The sequence below is a fragment of the Psychrosphaera haliotis genome (assembly GCF_039523615.1).
GTDB lineage: Bacteria > Pseudomonadota > Gammaproteobacteria > Enterobacterales > Alteromonadaceae > Psychrosphaera > Psychrosphaera haliotis.
Genome location: NZ_BAAAFQ010000004.1, coordinates 948,261 through 966,519, shown reverse-complemented (window position 1 = coordinate 966,519; position 18,259 = coordinate 948,261). Strand labels below are relative to the sequence as shown.

The following is an 18,259-nucleotide window of genomic DNA, read 5'->3' as shown; positions in this document are numbered from 1 at the left end:
TTGCACGTTGTGCGAGGGGTTTTTTATTGCCTCCGTTTTATATTTATCCTTGGCGGCTCGCTAACGCTCTAGATTGCTCGTTCCCGACGCAATCAACCGACTGCATCCATGCAGTCGACCGCCAGGCTCCTACCTTTACTTTTCTATGATCTATCTGATGTTATACTCGTAATAATAGATGGAACAAATAGCGTGAAGAACTTTAAGAGCGTTATGAATTTTAAGGCAGCGTAAATGATCGACTTTTCAGCACTGAACAGAGACAACAATCTATATGCTTTAGAAGGCTTACCTTTAATCACGGTATACGATGACAATTTTTTTGTTAGGAATGACTATGATGTGCTTTCTATTGGCCAACGAAAATACGTTATTTCGTTTTTTGAATCCCTTGGTTTTACGCAAAAGACAGGTAAAACTCTAGTTAAGGGGAGTGTGACTATTCACATACCTAAACCAAATTCCAACTTAGCGGTCTCTTCTTTCGATACTAAATTCTTAGAGTCAGATAGTAAAAACTATTATTGTGTGACCCCTACCATGTTTGCAGAAGCCCTATTTTATAAATTAAAAGATACTAACTATATAGATACTCGAAAGGTCATTCGTCGGTTAATTAAGAAATGTCCTTATAACATTGAGTGGTTGAGAGACATTAGCTATCACACAGAAATTGAATCAATTACTAAAAAAACATACGAAGATTTAACAACGTATCAGCAATTTATAGTTAAGAAACGATATAAAGATAAGAAAGCGTTATAGCATATTTGTTATAAAAATTGATAACGAAAAAAAGTTAATGGGGATATTCATGGTTAAGAACATCAACGGACAGATAATATTATTACTAATTGCCACTATCACGCCTAATCTGTACGCGGAAAGCGGCCCTGCAACTACTATCAGTGCTGATGAGAGTTTACATAAGATTGTTTCAGATATTTCGCCAAATCGTATTGAAAAAGATATTGAAAAGCTTGTTAGTTTTGGAACTCGACATACCCTCTCCGACACTACATCTGATACACGAGGAATAGGCGCGGCCCGTCGTTGGATAAAAGCTGAATTTGACTTGATTTCCGCAAATTGTGGCGGATGTTTAGAAGTATTTTACCAGTCAGAAACAATAAAGGGAACGAAACGAATTCCGAAAGCTACCGAAGTGGTTAGTGTGATAGCGATTCAGAGGGGGTCAACTGATCCTGGCCGGTATGTATTAATGTCTGGCGATATTGATTCGAGGGTAAGCGATGTAATGGACTATACATCAGACGCTCCAGGCGCTAATGATAATGCGTCTGGTGTTGCCGGGACATTAGAAGTCGCACGAGTATTAAGCCAATACAAATTTAATGGCAGTATCGTATACGCAGCCTTAGCAGGTGAAGAGCAAGGTTTATTTGGCGGAAGAATCTTAGCAGAACATGCTCAGAAAAATAATTGGCGTCTTAAAGCCGTCCTTAACAACGATATGATTGGCAACATTGAAGGTGTAAACGGTGTAATTAACAATACTACGGCGCGAATATTTGCCGAAGGAACACGTCAAAATGAAACGTCGAAAGAAGCAAATTTACGTCGTTTTACAGGCGGAGAAGTTGATTCGCCTAGTCGTAACCTAGCAAGATATATCGATTTAATGGCTCATCGATATATACCAAACTTGGACACTATGGTCATTTATAGACTAGATCGATTCCGACGAGGTGGGCATCACCGCCCATTTAATGACTTAGGTTACCCTGGTATTAGAATCATGGAAACCAATGAGAATTACAACCGACAGCATCAAGATCTTAGAGTCGAAAACGGAATAGAATACGGCGACACCATTGACGGTGTAGACTTTGAGTATGCTGCAAAATTAACATCATTAAATGCGGTATCGTTGGCTTCAATGGCATGGGCGCCAACTCCACCAAGCCAAGTTAAAATAGCAGGGGCTGTTTTACCAGACACCACACTTAGTTGGGCTGCAATAAATAAACAGCAAAACCCACAGCTTTTAGGATACAAAATTTACTGGCGTTACACTGATGCGCCACAGTGGCAATTTAGTCGCTTTGTAGGAGACGTAACAGAGTTTACCTTAGAGAATGTTGTAATAGATAACTACTTTTTTGGCGTTGCAAGCGTTAGTAAAGATGGCACTGAGAGTCCTGTTGTTTTCCCAGGTGCTGCTGGCGATTTTGGTGAATAACTGCGACATTGAGCACCTTTCAGCGGTGCTCCTGCTTTTTCTTTACCTATTCACAATGCTATAATTTGGCTTTCGTTTTTACCCATTTTCATTGCGTAATAATTGAAAACACATGATCAAGTAACCTGAGTTATTTAACTGAACCTATCCGCTATAATAAAAGAGTCTGTATGAATACTGATAAACGTAAATTAGACCGCCGCTTCTGCGTTGCTCCTATGCTTGATTGGACCGATCGCCATTGCCGTTACTTTTATCGAACAATGTCTAAACACTCAGTGTTATATACCGAGATGGTTACAACTGGCGCTATTATTCACGGCAAAAATGACTTTCTTAAGTTTAATACCGAAGAGCAACCGGTAGCCTTGCAGCTAGGTGGCAGTGATCCGGAAGCGTTGGCACACTGTGCCAAACTAGCTGAAGAGAGAGGTTACGACGAAGTAAACTTAAACGTAGGTTGTCCATCAGACCGTGTTCAAAATGGTATGTTTGGCGCCTGTTTAATGGCAAAACCTGAATTAGTTGCAGAATGCGTTGCCGCAATGAAAGCAGTGACAACCATCCCAATTACAGTGAAGTCTCGTATTGGCATTGATGATCAAGATAGTTTTGAATTTTTATTAGACTTTGTTACCAAAGTTAAAGCAGCAGGCTGTGAAACGTTTATCATACATGCACGAAAAGCTTGGCTTACAGGCCTTAGCCCAAAAGAAAACCGCGATATACCGCCACTTGACTACGACCGTGTATATAAAATTAAAGAGATGTTTCCTGAACTGGAAATTATCATCAACGGTGGTGTAAAAACCTTAGATGAAAGTCTAGAGCACCTGAAACACGTTGATGGTGTAATGATGGGTCGAGAGGTTTACCAAAACCCTTATATCATGGCCGATGTTGATGACGTTATTTACCAGGATGATCATGAAAAGATCTCACGTTCTGGTGTTTTAGAAAAAATGTCTGACTACATTACTAAACATGAAATTAATGAGGGTCGTGCATGGCATGTTTTACGCCATATGATGGGACTTTATTTAGGTTTACCAGGCGCTAAAATTTGGCGTCGATATTTAAGTGAAAATGCCGTGAAAACGGATAAAAAAGGCAAAGAGTTAATAGTAGAAGCTACAGAGTTTTTTCGAGAAAGAGGAATTGACTAAAAAGTGGTTAAATTTACCATTGAGTTGTTTTAGTTAAACGATAAAATTTTTACGTTTGCACTTACAAACTATAAAAGGCCTATTTAATAAGGGCCTTTTTTTATTTTAAGCTTGGCACAACCTTTGTAACACTATCTCCGACTAAACAAAAAACACTAGGAGAAAGTCATGCAATCATTAGTTCTATTAAGCAGCCTTGTATTAAACACACCAGTATCAATTAGCAATCTGTCTGATACTCAAGATTTACAAAACTTAGTTAATGAACAAGTTACCACTGTTCAAAAACACGTGAGTTATAAAGCGAAGCAGTCAATTTTAAGCAACGATCTTTTTCAGGTGCAACAATTGATGAAGCTTGCAAAACAAACAGTGAATTCAACTGATTTGATGAGTGAATAATTATGGTAAGTTCTTTTACCTTATTTGTTGTTTCATTCTTGCCAGTTATTAGCCTTGGAGTAGTTTACGCAATTGTAAACGCAGTGCGCTCCTCAGAATGGTTAGCTGGGTTAGCGGTATTAATCAATAAGCAAATTAGAATGTAGTCAATTTGCTTAAAGTGTTAGTAAAAAAGCGTTAATAGATAATCTCTTTCCAAATCCAAATCCAAATCCAAATCCAAATCCAAATCCAAATCAAACCTCAGGCTCTGTTTTATCTCGAAAGGGCAAGGTTTATAACGTCTAAAATATCAGGCACCAGTTTCAGATACCTGTCGCTTCAAAATATGACATTTAGCACCAAGGGAAACCGTTGAATTTTCATTGGCCCATCCTTCTTGAATTTTTACTGGCTAAATTGTTCAACTATTCGTCAAATTAGCCACAATCTTAAATGTGTCCTTTCCGACTTTCTTTGTGGATTGTTAAATATCAATAAAATACAACAGCTTACATGTGTTGTGGTAATGGCACGTAGTTTGGAAGTAACTAATACAGAAAGAACGTGCAGAAAAGAACATTGCTAAAAGAGGTATTGCGAAAAGAGCATTACCCAATTGGTATTTGAAAATAAAATAGTGCGAATTAAGTCGTGCTTAATCTAAATAAAAACAGAGAAAAGTTAGGAGAAACAAATGGGCGTATTAAATAGATTTGTAGATGTTATGAACGCGAACCTGAATGCAGCATTAGATAAAGCTGAAAAGCCAGAGCATATGTTACGACTCATAGCTCAAGATATGGAAGAAGCTCTGGTTGAAGCTCGCACTCACGCTGCTAGCTTAATTGCTGAGAAAAAGCATATTGGCCGTGATTTGGAAACCTTAGTTAAAGAGCAAAACGACTGGCAAGCAAAAGCTGAGTTAGCTTTATCAAAAAACAGAGAAGATTTAGCCCGCGATGCCCTAGTTCAGAAAGAACAAAACAGCAAAACAGTAGCGGCAATTGAAAAGCAAATCGCTTCTATAGACAAAGATTTGGAAACTATCTCTACTGATACTGCAGCACTTAACAAGAAATTGTCGGAAGTAAAAGGGAAGATAAATAGCACAGACCGAAGATTGGAAAATGCTGAAGTTAGAAAGCGTTCTCAACAGGTTATGGACACAAATAAAGTTGACGCGGTTACACAAAGGTATGAGCAATTGCAACGCAAAGTAGATGACCTAGAAAGCCAAGCAGACGCATATGATGTTACATCTAGAAATTTACATGATGAGTTTAGAAAGCTAGAGGTGGAGTCTAAAGTAGATGAGCAATTAGCTGAACTAAAGAAAAAAGTAGCCAATAGTTAGGGGATAATTATGAAAAACGAATATATAGGCAACCCAATTACCAAAGACGCTTTGAATAGAAAATTGACAGGGGTTTGTGCGGGAACTGCTAAACACTTTAACTTACCTGTTTGGGGGGTACGAGCTGCCACTGTAGTGTTTGGATTATTTTACCCTGGAGCTGCAATCTTTGGTTATTTCCTAGCGTCAATATTGATGCCCACTAAAAAATATTATTAGAGAAGGAGTCGAATCATGGCGACATTTTTGAAAGTTGGACTCGCATTGCTTGGTATCTTACTGATACTAAGTATGCTACCTACCTACTACGTTAACGTTGAAGGTTTAAGCCACTGGTCTAATGTAGGTGGCGTTACTGAAAATCTAATCGGTTTTGCTGTAGTGCTACTTATCTTTTTTGGATTAGCGGTAGCCTTAATTAGTCTTTTTGCAGGTTTGTTTGTTGTCTTCGCTATGATTGTTGGGGCGATTGTACTTGCAGGTCTATCAGCTGTTTGGCCACTAATACTATTTGGTATAATTGGCTACTTGATATTTTTTAGAAAGCGCAAAAATACATAAAAATAAATATGCGATCAATGAGTTGCATAATGTATGATTCCTATTGGTTTAAGTCCTTTAGGTAACAAAGCATGAAAATTTTAGTATTAATATTTAGTTTGGTTGTTTTTAGTAGCACTGCTTTTGCTGATTTATCTATTTCAGCATCTGAAGCAACGGTTAGAGCGCCAATACCAGGCATGAAAAATACCGTGGGTTATTTCCAGCTGACAAATATGGGTAACAAAGATGTCATTTTAGTTTCTGCTAAAAGCAGTGCCTCAGAAGTATTAGAATTTCACAATCATGATATGAACAACGGTGTAATGCGTATGTATCAAGAAATGGAAGTGAAAATACCAGCAGGTGATACCATTGTTTTTGAGTCAGGCGGATTGCATTTAATGTTTCTTAAAGTTGAGCCTGAGCTTAACAGTGCTAAGCTTGTAGATGTGCTATTTACAACAAAGTCTGGCGAGTCTTTTACAGTTCCTTTTAAAGTTCATAAGCTTAAAGTTAAACACCATCATTAATAGAAGGTTATCAAAATGAAGAAATGGTTAATGGCCGGCCTCGGGGCCATCGTTGTAATTTCAATCGTGTTAGCACAATATTGGAGTTTTATGCCTGACGTTTTTTCTGTTGAGGAGCGTTCATTAGCAAAAGCAAAAGAGCTAAATACGACCCCAGTAACAGGTTTTACAACAACACACACCCTAATTGAAGTGACTAATGTTTTATTGAATAAACCTGGTGGTTATTTATCAAATGACATTACGCCGCCTAGCTTATTCTTAGATAATATTCCTGCTTTTGAGTTTGGCGCATTGGAAATGAGTCGTGATCTCGCCCTTGCTCTGAGACGAGACTTTAGTCGCTCACAATCTCAATCTGTTGAAAACCCATACTTAAAAGTAGCCCAACCACAATTTAGTATCGATCATACCTCTTGGGCGTTACCAAGTGCAGAGTCGTCTTACACTATGGCGGTGGAAGCATTAGAAAAATATAGAGATTCACTAAGTGATAAACAGCAAGGTTCGGCACAGTTTTATGCTCGAGCTGACAATCTGAAAGATTGGCTTAATGAAGTTGAGAAGCGCATGGGTAGCTTGAGCCAACGGTTAAGCGCGAGTGTTGGTCAAGATAGAATTAATATCGATTTAGCAGGGGAAACTGGAGCAATTCAATCAACCCAGACTGCAAAAAGCCAAATGGTACAAACCAGTTGGTGGAAAATAGATGACGTATTTTATGAAGCCAAAGGCGCAAGTTGGGCCCTTTTACACTTTTTGAAAGCGGTTGAAATTGACTTCGCCAGCACATTGCAGAAAAAGAATGCACAAACGAGTTTGAAGCAAATTATTAGAGAGTTAGAAGCGACGCAGCATACTATTTGGAGCCCTATGGTTTTAAACGGAAGTGGCTTCGGGGTTTTAGCAAATCATTCTCTCGTCATGGCAAATTATATATCGCGCGCTAATGCAGCTATCATAGATCTTAAGACGTTATTAACGCAGGGGTAATTTAGGCATGAAACCACTTTTAAAGTTTGCGCTATTTGTAGGGATGTTGTTTTGGGTGTCGCCATTGTTAGCTAAAGGACCGTTTACGTTCACAATTGGTGCCGATCAATGGAAACAAGATGATCCTGCAACATATGGTGTCGCTAACGATAACCTACTAGCATTTTCTGGACAAAGTGAAACAAATAGACAGTATGAATTGTCTATCACGCATAAATTGCCAATACTTCCTAATGTAAGGCTTAGTACGTCTAGCAATGAGCAGACCGGTACAAACACACTAGCGCAAACTTATGTTTTAGGTGGTGAAGCTTATAGTGTTGCGAGCCAACTATCTTCGGTACATAAAACTAAAGCGTTTGATTTACTGCTTTCGTATCCAGTTTTTGATGTGAGTATACTAAAAATGGATCTCGGTTTGCTAACACGTTATCAAGAGCTTGATATTGCCACGTCTAAAGCTGGAGACACGCAACAGTCTCAAGTAGACTCAGACAAAATTGTACCTATGGTGCATGTAAATATTCAAAGTGGTGTGCCACTGCTAGGCTTTTTTGTTTTTGCTGAGTTTAATAAAGGCGATAGCAATCATTTATATCAAAGTGGTATCGGTTATACATTTGATAATAACCTTATACCAGATGTAGATCTTAAGTTAGGTTACCGTAAAGAAAGCGTTGATTTCTCATTGAGTGATGGCGTGATTTTTAATCAAGACTTAGATACTACCTTTGCTGGTATGCGAATTCGTTTCTAAACGACTTCGATATTATGCTTTAGTGGTAACGTCATAGTTGCCGTTAAGTAGATCGCCAAAATCCCTTAGTAAATAATTTATAAAGTCAGAATCGTTTGGTGGATTAACTAGGCGACTCAATTCATAGCCCGATGGCGTCAGTTTGTAATACGTAAATACCACATCTTTTTGTTTAACGACCACATCAAAAGACTGCTTATTTTGACTCAACTTTAATGTGTCTTTTGAGTTGTAAGGGGCAGACTCTATTTCTTGTTGATGAATAAGCCCAAGTTCAGCTAGTGAAATTAAATGAGTATAGGAGAGCCCAAATTGATTTAAGTTAAGGCTGACTTTACCTGAGCTTGAAAAAATATTAATTAAAGTGGGCTTTTTATATAAACCAGTTAATAATCTTCCTGAATTCTCGTCGTTAAACCGACACATTAACCTTACCGCTTTATAAAATATTTTAGCTTCTTTGGTGCCAAGTTCTGAAAGTGTTTTTAAACTTCGGTATGAAAAAGACCCTTGTTGAACTAGTTCTACGGATAGGATTTTTGACCAGAGTTCGTGCATGCTAGGTGTGTAACAGTTCTTTGCAAGGTTAGTAAATTTCATTACCCAATCTAAATCGAGTTTGTCTATTAAGACGTCCCCTTTAACATGATCTAACGCTAAGCTAAAAATTTGCTCTAAATTATACTGCTGGCGTGCTTCGTTGATTTGGCTGCGCTTATTAATTCGCTGATTAATTGTCGAATCTTCGTCCCTAATTAATACCTGCTCATCATTTTTTAGATGATTTATCACTCTTTTTTCATCTATACCTTCATCGGTCGTAATTTCAAAATCGATGCCGGTTAATTGCTTAACGAGGTTTAAATATTTGGTTCTTGAGTCAACAGGGTTATTCATTTTATTTAGGGTCACTTAGAAACTAATTACTCATACTCTTTAAATCTTTAGTGAATGTCAAAGTAAAGGCAATAAATACCTCAAGTTTACGTGCAAAAATCACTTTTGTTTCTACACTTAAGTTAGATTGGATTAATTTGTGTATTTAAAAATAGTTGAGGAAGTTTGCGGTCAATGCCAACTCAAAAAGTTATACAACAGGAAGGTTTTCTTTTTTCGGGACAGTCAGTTACTGATGTTGAAGATGGGAATGAACAGGCAAACCTAGATTCATGGAAAGTACTCATTGTTGATGATGAGCCTGAAATTCATCAAGTAACGACGATGGCGTTATCTGGTGTAAAAATAGCAGGTAAAACACTGTCGTTTTTGCACGCCTATTCGGCAGAAGAAGCATACAAGGCATTGCAAACTGAAGAAAAAGTAGCTGTGGTTATCCTCGATGTTGTAATGGAAAGTGATGATGCTGGACTTGTATTAGTTAAGTCGATTAGAGAGGACTTGGGCTTACGTGATATAAGAATTATTTTAAGAACTGGCCAACCAGGTTATGCGCCAGAAGAAAAAGTAATTAGTCAGTTTGAAATTAATGACTACATTATGAAAACAGAAACAACGCGCAGTAAACTTTATACCAGTTTGTGTGCAGCAATCCGTTCTTATCAGCAATTATGTCTCATAAGTGAAGCTCGCGACTTTCTTCAACGTCTAACCGTTATGAACAGTTCGCTTATTGCGCAGAAGAATTTTGCATCCTTTGTCCGCTGTTTAGTACATAACTCTCTAGAGTTATTTAAGTCGGGTGGGCCTGGAGTGTTTCTATTGAATCAATCTAAACTCGTAAGTGATAGATCTAGTTATAAAATTGAATACAGCACTGAAGAGATGTACGCCTTTAAAGGCCGTTTGTATGAGGAAGTACTGCCACAGGAAATTGTTATAAAGTTAAAACAAGCAATCTTAAGCGAAAGCTCATTTACAGTGGGCAACGATTTAATTTTATTCATTCCCTCAAAGTCATGCTCAGGTGTTTTAATCTTATTTGATGCTTACCCAAACATTGTTCGCCCAGAATTAATTCAATCCTTCACATCAAACATTGCCTCCGACCTAGACAATTCTTTGCTGTTAAAACAAGTAAGCGACATTGCTTATTTAGATGGATTAACCAATTTACCTAATAGAACTAAATTTATAGAAACGTTAGATAAAATAGGCGATTTAGGACCATGTGGTGAAGTTGTTGCCTTAGTTGATATAGAACATTTTTCTGATATCAATGACGGTTTAGGTCAAGACTCAGGGAATTATTTACTTCAGAGTGTTGCAGAACGTCTTTGTAGTCAGTTAGATAAAAACGTCACTGTGTATCGTGTTGCTGCTGATGTTTTTGGTTTAATAGGTTCAAGCAACTCATTAGAGTCGGAAAAAATTTTAGCGTCGTTTGATCTTCCGTTAAAGGCGGGAGAGCATCTTATACCAATAAATGCTCGTGTAGGAATTACAAAAAATCCCGATAGAAAAATAAGCGGTTTAGCCATTATTAAGCAAACAAATATTGCTTTAAATAGAGCTAAAAAAGACGTACAAAACAGGGCCAACTATTACGCTGCTGAAATGGAAGACGAAACAGCATGGCGTTTAGAGATGATACGAAAGTTAACAGATGATTTTTATGATCAAAAATTACAGGTGTGGTATCAGCCTCAATTGGATTTGCAAAAAAACAAGATTATAGGTGCGGAAGCCCTGCTTAGGTGGCCAAATGGAACCGGTGGTTTTCATTCGCCACTCACCTTTATCCCGCTTGCGGAATATACCGGATTAATTGTTGATATTGGTAGCTGGGTTTTGGAGCAAGCCTGTATTCAGGTTAATCGTATGACGGAACAAGGTTTTAAAGATCATCGCATTGCAGTCAATGTTTCTATGCCCCAATTTAAAAATACAATGTTTGTAGAAACCGTAGCAAGCGTGACCAAAAAGTACCATGTTGATCCTAAAAATATTGAGTTAGAAATTACTGAAAGTGTGGTTATGGACGATACAACGGTGGTTATTACCGCGCTAGAGAAGTTACGTCGGTTAGGTTATACAGTAGCAATTGATGACTTTGGAACTGGCTTTTCATCACTTAGCTATCTTCACAAACTACCAATTAATCGACTAAAAGTAGACCGTGAGTTTATTAAAGATATTGGATTTGGAGGTGATGGAATTTTGGCTGAGAGTATTATTAATTTGGGTCAAAAATTAGGCTTAGAGGTAATAGCAGAGGGTATTGAAACTGAAGAGCAGCAAGAGTTTGTAAAACGTTTAGGCTGTCATGAGTCTCAAGGTTATTACCATGCTAAACCTATGCCTGCTGATGAACTCGAGGTGTTTTTACGAGAGTTCAACAGCAAACATAATTAACAATACAAAGGTATGCCTTTATTTAGCTAATAAGCGGTTTTAGATATTTAGCAGTGAAAGACTCTTTTACTTCACAAACTTCTTCTGGTGTTCCTGCTGCAACGATAGTTCCGCCGCCAGAACCACCTTCAGGCCCTAAGTCAATAATATAGTCAGCGGTTTTAACCACATCTAAGTTATGCTCAATGATCACAATAGTATTGCCATGATCACGAAGACGGTGGATAACCGTCAGCAGTTGCTCAATATCATGGAAGTGAAGGCCTGTTGTAGGCTCATCTAGAATATAGAGCGTTTGGCCGGTATCGCGTTTAGATAGTTCTTTTGCAAGTTTAACCCGTTGAGCCTCACCGCCCGATAACGTTGTTGCCGATTGACCAAGCCTTATATAACTCAGACCAACATCCATTAGTGTTTGTAGCTTTCTTGAAATAGCAGGAATAGCGTCAAAAAACTCTCGAGCATCTTCTACCGTCATTTCAAGAACTTGATTAATGTTTTTGCCTTTATACATAACTTCTAACGTTTCACGGTTATAACGTTTACTACCACAAACATCACAAGGAACGTAAACGTCTGGTAAGAAGTGCATTTCAACTTTGATTAAGCCGTCACCTTGGCAAGCTTCACATCTGCCGCCTTTCACATTAAAACTAAATCGACCGGCTTTATAACCCCTAGCTCGAGCTTCTTGAGTACCAGCAAACAAATCACGGATATTGGTAAATATGCCAGTGTAAGTTGCTGGGTTTGAGCGAGGCGTTCGACCAATTGGACTTTGGTCAATATCAATAACCTTATCAAGCAACTCAATACCAGTAATTTCTTTATATGGAGCTGGCTCCGATAGAGTGGCCTTGTTTAACTCACGGTGAGCAATTGGGAATAAAGTACCATTAATAAGTGTAGATTTACCTGAGCCTGATACACCAGTCACACAGGTCATTAATCCAATAGGAATATCTATTGATACATCTTGTAAGTTATTACCTGTCGCGCCTTTTAAAGACAACCATTGGTCTGTCACTGGTACACGTTGTTTAGGTACAGCAATTTGACGAACGCCTGATAGGAATTGCCCTGTCACTGAATTTGGATTGTTCTTAACTTCGTCAGGCGTACCTTTGGCAATGATTTCACCACCATGTACACCAGCTCCTGGGCCAATATCGATTACGTAATCCGCCGCTCTTATTGCATCTTCGTCATGCTCTACAACAATAACAGTATTACCTAAATCCCTTAAGTGAATAAGAGTTTGTAATAGACGGTCATTGTCACGCTGGTGGAGGCCAATCGACGGCTCATCTAGAACGTACATAACACCAACTAAACCAGCACCAATTTGGCTAGCTAGGCGAATTCGTTGGGCTTCGCCGCCAGATAATGTTTCGGCGCTTCGAGAAAGTGATAAATAGGTTAATCCTACATTCACTAGGAAACCTAATCGTTCACGAATTTCTTTTAGAATTTTTTCTGCTATTTGTGCTTTTTGGCCACTTAGGTTTAAGTCTTCAAAAAACTGGCTAGCTTCACCAATAGACATTTGTGTGATAGTTGGCAAATTGGTGTTTGTCACAAAAACGTGACGAGCTTCTTCACGAAGACGACTACCATCACAGCTAGGGCAAGGTTGAGTGCTAATATACTTGGTTAGCTCTTCTCTTACTGTGTTTGATTCAGTCTCTTTGTAACGGCGCTCCATGTTAGGCAAGATACCTTCAAATGGATGGTTTCGAACCACTACGTCGCCACGGTCATTCATGTATTTGAATTCAATACTTTGCTTACCGCTACCATTTAAAATAACGTGACGGTGCTCTGCTGGTAAGTCGTTAAATGGCTGACTTAAATCAATGTCGTAATGCTCTGCCAGGGACTTAAGCATTTGGAAATAATAGAAATTGCGTTTATCCCAGCCTCTAATCGCGCCGCCGGTCAAACTCAATTCATTGTTTATTATGACTTTATCTGAATCAAAATATTGTTTAACGCCTAAGCCATCACATGTTGAACACGCCCCTGCTGGATTGTTAAACGAGAAAAGTCTAGGTTCTAACTCTTGCATTGAATAACCACAAACTGGACAGGCAAAGTTTGCGCTAAAAGTTAACGGCTCATGATCACCTTCCATAAAGGCAACATTAACAATACCGCCACTTAAATCTAACGAAGTCTCAATTGACTCAGCAAGACGCTGCTGGATATCTTCACGAACTTTTAAGCGGTCCACAACCACTTCAATAGTATGCTTTTTGTGAAGCTCTAATTCTGGAGGATCTGATAAATCACAAACCTCGCCATCAATTCTGGCCCTGATAAAACCTTGAGCAGATAAATTTTCGAGAGTTTTAACGTGCTCACCTTTACGGTCTCTTACAACCGGAGCAAGGATCATGATTTTTGAGCTCTCTGGCAACGCTAAAACACGGTCGACCATTTGGGATACGGTTTGTGCTTCAAGTGGTTCGCCATGCGTTGGGCAAGTTGGTGTACCTACTCGCGCATAAAGGAGACGAAGGTAATCATAAATTTCAGTAATAGTACCAACGGTAGAACGTGGATTATGTGATGTAGACTTTTGTTCAATAGAAATTGCTGGGGAAAGCCCTTCAATATGATCAACATCAGGTTTTTCCATGAGTGATAGAAACTGACGAGCATACGCTGAAAGCGATTCAACGTACCTGCGCTGACCTTCGGCATAGAGAGTATCAAATGCAAGTGAGGATTTACCTGAGCCTGACAGGCCAGTGATTACAATAAGTTTATCGCGAGGGATCTCAATATCTATGTTTTTCAAATTGTGGGTACGGGCACCACGAACTTCAATCTTGTCCATATTCACTTCTTACCTATTTATCAGATCAGACAGTATGACACTAAACCGGCCAACGCGTAAATAAAACACTGTATGAATAAAATGAACAACGCGATCAATAATAGTTTAAATTAAATCTGGTCAAAAATGCTCCATCCGGTTAAAATGCGACCCGTAGCTGTCACGTTATTTTACACTTTTTATAAATTGCGCTTGTAATCACTTTAAAAACAAGGGTTTGCAAACTGGTCTGATGATTGCTGCATCAAGGTTATTAGGAAAAGTATTTTTTTATTAGTTCGATACTATCGGGCTTTAACGGAAGAAGTTATGTTGAAAATAATTACTGCCATTACGGCATTGGCTTTTGTTGCTTCGGCAAGCGCAAGCCCTACAAGTACAACTTGGACATTCAATAATTCAGACTTTAACTCTGAAACTGATGTTCTAGTTGCAGGTACAAATTTGAGCTCAGGCAGTGATTACCACTCTATTGCAATGACAAACAATGGCATTGCAATGACAATGACAGCTTGGTCTGACTCAGCGCCTATAGACACGAATAGTTCAGATACAGATAGATATGATGGCAACGTTGTGTCGGCTGAGCTTTACTACTGGGGTGGAAACAGCGGATTTGGTGTAGTAAACAACGATGAAAGCTCAAGCAATAGCCCAGAGCACGCAATTGATAACTACAGTGCTGCGGGTGCACAATGGTCTGATCAAGACATGGTTTTATTGTCTTTCAGCCAAACGGTTACATTAGAGCAAATCAATATTGGTTGGCAGAACACGCATGGCAATGGTAATGACACATTGGACTTTGGCGTAGTAGCAATCAGCAATACGCAAAGAAATGCGATGGGTAGTGGTGCGGCTTGGAGTGATATTTACTCGTTGGCTGACATGTATAAAAATACTACACCTCAAGCAAACAGTAATAATGGTGTTGACCAGTATTACGCATTAAACGGCGTTACAGGTGAATCTCAACATTGGTTAGTTGGCCTATATAATGAAATGGCGAACTGCGACTATGATTCTTTCAAACTGTTGGGTGTTACAGCTAAATTAGCCTCTGGTTCTGATGCTGTAGTAGACGTACCAGAGCCAACATCTATCGCTTTGTTTGCAGTAGGTTTAGGTTTAATGTATAGAAACAGAAAGAAACAAGGCCAGTTTAAACTAAACGTTTAACACCAATTTCTTTAAAATTTAATCCTTAAAAAAGGTGGCTTTTGCCATCTTTTTTGTTTTTAATTCCTTATTATCTCTCTTGTTACAGGTCTTCTCATGTTTTGTAGATTTCTATTAATCATAATCGCCGCTACTTCCTTAAGCTTTGCTCCAAAGGCACTATCAGCCAATAGTTTTTATGAGCAAGCTGTACAAGCATTTAATGATGGTAATTATGAAGCTAGCTATATTTATTTGAAGAATGCACTAGAGCAGCAACCAAGAAACCTTCCATCAAAAATATTAATGGGTAAAATCCTTTTACATAAAGCTTTGTTCCCACAAGCAATAAAAGAGTTTGAAGAAGCGTTACTTTATAATGCAGATATCAACCTTATTATTGCTGACTATGCGTCAGCATTGAATTTCTCTAAACGTTACAAAGATGTATTAAATATTGCCAACGGTCACCGTTTATCTAAAACAGGCAAGTATGACTATTTGTTAGCTAAAGCGGTCGCCTATCAAAATCTAAACCTTACTGAACTTGCCCGAACCGCTTATGAAGAAGCATTAACGTTATCTAAAAATAACTTAAGGGTGTTAAATAGTTACGCTTCTTTTGAACTTTGGCAAGGCAATCTAGATGAAGCAGAGAGATTAGCATTAGAGGCATTGGGTAAGGCTTCTCAAGATCACAGAACCTTACATTTACTTGGTCAGATAGAAGGGTTTAAAAACAATTGGCCTAAAGCAATTGAGTATTATCAAACTGCGCTTGAGCAGTTATCAACGGACCCTGTTGTAAAGCGTTCTTTGGTTCAGGCTTACATACAAACCGACCAAATCGATAAGGCTAAAAGTTTAGTAGATGAAATATTAACAGAGACCCCGAACGATCCCCATATCATGCTAATGTCTAGTTGGTTGCTTTCTATTGATAAGCAAGACAAACAGTCTGGACAAATGCTGGAAGCGTTATCAAACACCACGTCATTACTGGAAGAAGAGCAATATGCAAACGATCCTTCGCTGATATTCGTTACGGCTATTTCTTCTTATTTGCTAGGTAATATGGAGCAAGCCTCTAAAGATTTAACTCGTTATTTAGCAGTAGTGCCAAATGATACAAAAGCATTGTCCATGCTGTCAGACATTTATATAAGAGACGGCAACAGCCAAGACGCAGAAATTTTGCTTTCACGGTACGAGAGTAATGTGCTCAAAGATGAGAGCCTAGCTTTAAAGTTAGTGGATTTATATGGCATTAACGGTAAGCGTTTTGATGCTGAGCGATTGCTTTATAAAATGCAAGATGAGTACCCAGACAATGTAGATGTTACCTTAAAGCTCGTTAATATTTTGAGAAAGGCAGGTCGTGTTTTAGAAGCTAATAAGCTCTTGCAAAAAATGAATCCGACAGGGGCGGGCAATAAAACCAAGTTACTGTTATCCAAAGGGTTGATGGATTTACAAAGCGGTGATATTGCTGGAGCCGAGCAAATAATTACAGAGTTATTGGCTGAAGCACCGGAAAATAAAAATCTTTTAAACTTCAAAGTAGCCGTATTAATTAAAAAGAAAGAAGCGGTAGCTGCGCAGTCGCTAGCCGAGCGTATTCTCGAATCAAACCCGAACTTTTTTGAAGCTAAATTTAACCTAGCAACGGCACTAAAAATGCAAAATAAGCTAGAGCTTGCACTTTCTTTGCTTAGGAATCTAAACGAACAGCAACCACTTAACGAAGACGTAAAACTAATGCTTGCTCAAACTTATTATCTACAGGGTAATTATGAGTTGGCTATTCCCATCTTAGAAACGATATCGATGCAAGCGTCAGGGGCGAAGAGTAAGGAGTTATTACTCGATATATTCATTGCGCAAAACGATTACCAAGAAGCACTACGTATAATAAAGCACCTAACAGAAATGGACTTGTATAACGCAGGTTACCTATTTAAATATGTAAATATATTAACAAAATTGGATAGAGTGTCTGAGGCAAAATATCAGCTAGGAATATTGTTTGGCTTAGCAGAAAACAATGCGCCAATGTTATTTCAAATAGCAAGGCTTCAGCGTGGCATCAAGGATTATGATGCAGCAAGCAAAACCTTGGCGAAATTAAAGAAACTCATACCGAGTAATTTGCGAGTTAAAATTGAAGATGCTCGTTTGTTGATGGCCCAAGGGCAACTGAGCAAAGGTGAAAAAATAGCGGCTTCATTGTTGGCGCAACTTCCAAAAGAAGCTAACGTTCTGCTATTGATGGGCGATGTTCATATGTCTAGAGACAGACTTCCCGAAGCTTTTAATTCTTATTGGCAGGTATTAGAAATTGATCCTCAATTTAATATTGCGTTGATGAATTTATATCAACTCGCAAACCAAGGTGTGAACGTTGAAAAAGTAACAAGCAAGTTAGAGTCGCTGGCTAATGAATATGAAAATGATGTGTGGCGTCAAAGATTGTTAGCAGATCATTACATGAATCAGTATCAGTACGACATGGCTTTACCTATCTATCAGCAATTATTACAAAACCCAGGTTTTGCTAAAGACGCGAATTTGATAAATAACCTCGCCAATATTTATGTTGGAACTGACGCAACTAAAGCGTTAGAGTTTTCAAAACAGTCGATGGCAATTAACAGTGAAAATCCAGCTATTATTGACACTATGGGATGGGTTTATTTTCAACTAGGCCGATATGATGAGTCATTACAAACGTTGCGAAATGCTTATGCAATGGATTCATCGAACCCTACGATTCGTTATCATTTAGCAAATACGTTATTTAAGTTAAATAGAAAAAATGAAGCGAAGCGAGAGTTACGTTTTGCTATAGATAATGCGGAAAATGAACGCTGGCAAACTGAGGCAAAAGAGCTCTTAGCTGCCTTAGAGTAAAAGACGTATTATAAAGTCGAAACTAAATGCAATGTAGGCTTATTTAAATGCCCGTTTATTAGTATACTACGCGGTTCATTTAATCTATTGGCTTAAATTGTAATTTA

Annotated in this window: 15 protein-coding genes; 13 read left to right on the top strand and 2 right to left on the bottom strand. The window is 38.4% G+C overall.

Going from position 1 to position 18,259, the window contains the following annotated elements; all coding sequences use genetic code 11:
* The first annotated feature begins 234 nt into the window (after nucleotides 1-234).
* The 10 genes from ABD009_RS06930 (at nucleotide 235) to ABD009_RS06885 (ending at nucleotide 7,930) form a co-directional block, all read left to right on the top strand.
* A complete protein-coding gene (locus ABD009_RS06930) occupies nucleotides 235-765 on the top strand; it encodes a hypothetical protein (protein ID WP_343823882.1) in 531 nt (176 codons plus the stop codon).
* Between the two features lie 49 nt (nucleotides 766-814).
* Entirely contained in the window at nucleotides 815-2,203 is a 1,389-nt protein-coding gene (locus tag ABD009_RS06925) for a M28 family metallopeptidase (RefSeq protein ID WP_343823880.1), read from the top strand.
* 170 nt (nucleotides 2,204-2,373) lie between these two features.
* Nucleotides 2,374-3,369 carry a tRNA dihydrouridine(20/20a) synthase DusA gene (dusA, locus tag ABD009_RS06920; RefSeq protein WP_343823879.1) on the top strand — a complete coding sequence of 332 codons (996 nt, stop codon included), beginning with the start codon at nucleotides 2,374-2,376 and terminating at the stop codon, nucleotides 3,367-3,369.
* Between the two features lie 168 nt (nucleotides 3,370-3,537).
* Nucleotides 3,538-3,771 (top strand): hypothetical protein, encoded by a 234-nt coding sequence (locus ABD009_RS06915; RefSeq protein WP_343823878.1) that lies wholly within the window; start codon nucleotides 3,538-3,540, stop codon nucleotides 3,769-3,771.
* 676 nt (nucleotides 3,772-4,447) lie between these two features.
* Nucleotides 4,448-5,107 carry a PspA/IM30 family protein gene (locus ABD009_RS06910; protein ID WP_343823876.1) on the top strand — a complete coding sequence of 220 codons (660 nt, stop codon included), beginning with the start codon at nucleotides 4,448-4,450 and terminating at the stop codon, nucleotides 5,105-5,107.
* Nucleotides 5,108-5,116: 9 nt separating this feature from the next.
* A complete protein-coding gene (locus ABD009_RS06905; protein WP_155696036.1) occupies nucleotides 5,117-5,326 on the top strand; it encodes a PspC domain-containing protein in 210 nt (69 codons plus the stop codon).
* A 15-nt stretch (nucleotides 5,327-5,341) separates the two neighbouring features.
* A complete protein-coding gene (locus ABD009_RS06900) occupies nucleotides 5,342-5,668 on the top strand; it encodes a hypothetical protein (protein WP_343823873.1) in 327 nt (108 codons plus the stop codon).
* A 71-nt stretch (nucleotides 5,669-5,739) separates the two neighbouring features.
* Nucleotides 5,740-6,180 carry a copper chaperone PCu(A)C gene (locus ABD009_RS06895; protein WP_343823871.1) on the top strand — a complete coding sequence of 147 codons (441 nt, stop codon included), beginning with the start codon at nucleotides 5,740-5,742 and terminating at the stop codon, nucleotides 6,178-6,180.
* A gap of 15 nt (nucleotides 6,181-6,195) precedes the next feature.
* The gene (locus ABD009_RS06890) at nucleotides 6,196-7,173 is read left to right on the top strand and encodes a DUF2333 family protein (RefSeq protein ID WP_343823869.1); all 978 of its coding nucleotides are present in this window, start codon (nucleotides 6,196-6,198) and stop codon (nucleotides 7,171-7,173) included.
* Nucleotides 7,174-7,180: 7 nt separating this feature from the next.
* Nucleotides 7,181-7,930: a TIGR04219 family outer membrane beta-barrel protein gene (locus ABD009_RS06885; protein ID WP_343823867.1), complete on the top strand. Its 750-nt coding sequence runs from the start codon at nucleotides 7,181-7,183 to the stop codon at nucleotides 7,928-7,930.
* A 12-nt stretch (nucleotides 7,931-7,942) separates the two neighbouring features.
* On the opposite strand, the gene ABD009_RS06880 is transcribed toward ABD009_RS06885, so the two are convergent.
* Nucleotides 7,943-8,827: a TIGR03899 family protein gene (locus ABD009_RS06880; protein WP_343823865.1), complete on the bottom strand. Its 885-nt coding sequence runs from the start codon at nucleotides 8,825-8,827 to the stop codon at nucleotides 7,943-7,945.
* Nucleotides 8,828-9,001: 174 nt separating this feature from the next.
* Between ABD009_RS06880 and ABD009_RS06875 the strand changes: the two genes are divergently transcribed.
* Nucleotides 9,002-11,242, top strand: coding sequence for a bifunctional diguanylate cyclase/phosphodiesterase (locus tag ABD009_RS06875; RefSeq protein WP_343823863.1), 2,241 nt, complete (start codon nucleotides 9,002-9,004; stop codon nucleotides 11,240-11,242).
* Nucleotides 11,243-11,264: 22 nt separating this feature from the next.
* On the opposite strand, the gene uvrA is transcribed toward ABD009_RS06875, so the two are convergent.
* The gene (gene uvrA / locus ABD009_RS06870; RefSeq protein ID WP_343823861.1) at nucleotides 11,265-14,084 is read right to left on the bottom strand and encodes an excinuclease ABC subunit UvrA; all 2,820 of its coding nucleotides are present in this window, start codon (nucleotides 14,082-14,084) and stop codon (nucleotides 11,265-11,267) included.
* Nucleotides 14,085-14,393: 309 nt separating this feature from the next.
* Here uvrA and xdp1 point away from each other — a divergent pair, with 309 nt between their 5' ends.
* Nucleotides 14,394-15,263 carry an exosortase-dependent surface protein XDP1 gene (xdp1, locus tag ABD009_RS06865; protein WP_343823859.1) on the top strand — a complete coding sequence of 290 codons (870 nt, stop codon included), beginning with the start codon at nucleotides 14,394-14,396 and terminating at the stop codon, nucleotides 15,261-15,263.
* 96 nt (nucleotides 15,264-15,359) lie between these two features.
* The gene (prsT, locus tag ABD009_RS06860; RefSeq protein WP_343823857.1) at nucleotides 15,360-18,152 is read left to right on the top strand and encodes an XrtA/PEP-CTERM system TPR-repeat protein PrsT; all 2,793 of its coding nucleotides are present in this window, start codon (nucleotides 15,360-15,362) and stop codon (nucleotides 18,150-18,152) included.
* Nucleotides 18,153-18,259 lie beyond the last annotated feature (107 nt).

Excerpts from the sequence above, each read along its gene's own strand:
- ABD009_RS06930 (WP_343823882.1), top strand. The coding sequence starts at position 235 with ATGATCGACTTTTCAGCACTGAACAGAGACAACAATCTATATGCTTTA.
- ABD009_RS06925 (WP_343823880.1), top strand. The coding sequence starts at position 815 with ATGGTTAAGAACATCAACGGACAGATAATATTATTACTAATTGCCACT.
- dusA (WP_343823879.1), top strand. The coding sequence starts at position 2,374 with ATGAATACTGATAAACGTAAATTAGACCGCCGCTTCTGCGTTGCTCCT.
- ABD009_RS06915 (WP_343823878.1), top strand. The coding sequence starts at position 3,538 with ATGCAATCATTAGTTCTATTAAGCAGCCTTGTATTAAACACACCAGTA.
- ABD009_RS06910 (WP_343823876.1), top strand. The coding sequence starts at position 4,448 with ATGGGCGTATTAAATAGATTTGTAGATGTTATGAACGCGAACCTGAAT.
- ABD009_RS06905 (WP_155696036.1), top strand. The coding sequence starts at position 5,117 with ATGAAAAACGAATATATAGGCAACCCAATTACCAAAGACGCTTTGAAT.
- ABD009_RS06900 (WP_343823873.1), top strand. The coding sequence starts at position 5,342 with ATGGCGACATTTTTGAAAGTTGGACTCGCATTGCTTGGTATCTTACTG.
- ABD009_RS06895 (WP_343823871.1), top strand. The coding sequence starts at position 5,740 with ATGAAAATTTTAGTATTAATATTTAGTTTGGTTGTTTTTAGTAGCACT.
- ABD009_RS06890 (WP_343823869.1), top strand. The coding sequence starts at position 6,196 with ATGAAGAAATGGTTAATGGCCGGCCTCGGGGCCATCGTTGTAATTTCA.
- ABD009_RS06885 (WP_343823867.1), top strand. The coding sequence starts at position 7,181 with ATGAAACCACTTTTAAAGTTTGCGCTATTTGTAGGGATGTTGTTTTGG.
- ABD009_RS06880 (WP_343823865.1), bottom strand. The coding sequence starts at position 8,827 with ATGAATAACCCTGTTGACTCAAGAACCAAATATTTAAACCTCGTTAAG.
- ABD009_RS06875 (WP_343823863.1), top strand. The coding sequence starts at position 9,002 with ATGCCAACTCAAAAAGTTATACAACAGGAAGGTTTTCTTTTTTCGGGA.
- uvrA (WP_343823861.1), bottom strand. The coding sequence starts at position 14,084 with ATGGACAAGATTGAAGTTCGTGGTGCCCGTACCCACAATTTGAAAAAC.
- xdp1 (WP_343823859.1), top strand. The coding sequence starts at position 14,394 with ATGTTGAAAATAATTACTGCCATTACGGCATTGGCTTTTGTTGCTTCG.
- prsT (WP_343823857.1), top strand. The coding sequence starts at position 15,360 with ATGTTTTGTAGATTTCTATTAATCATAATCGCCGCTACTTCCTTAAGC.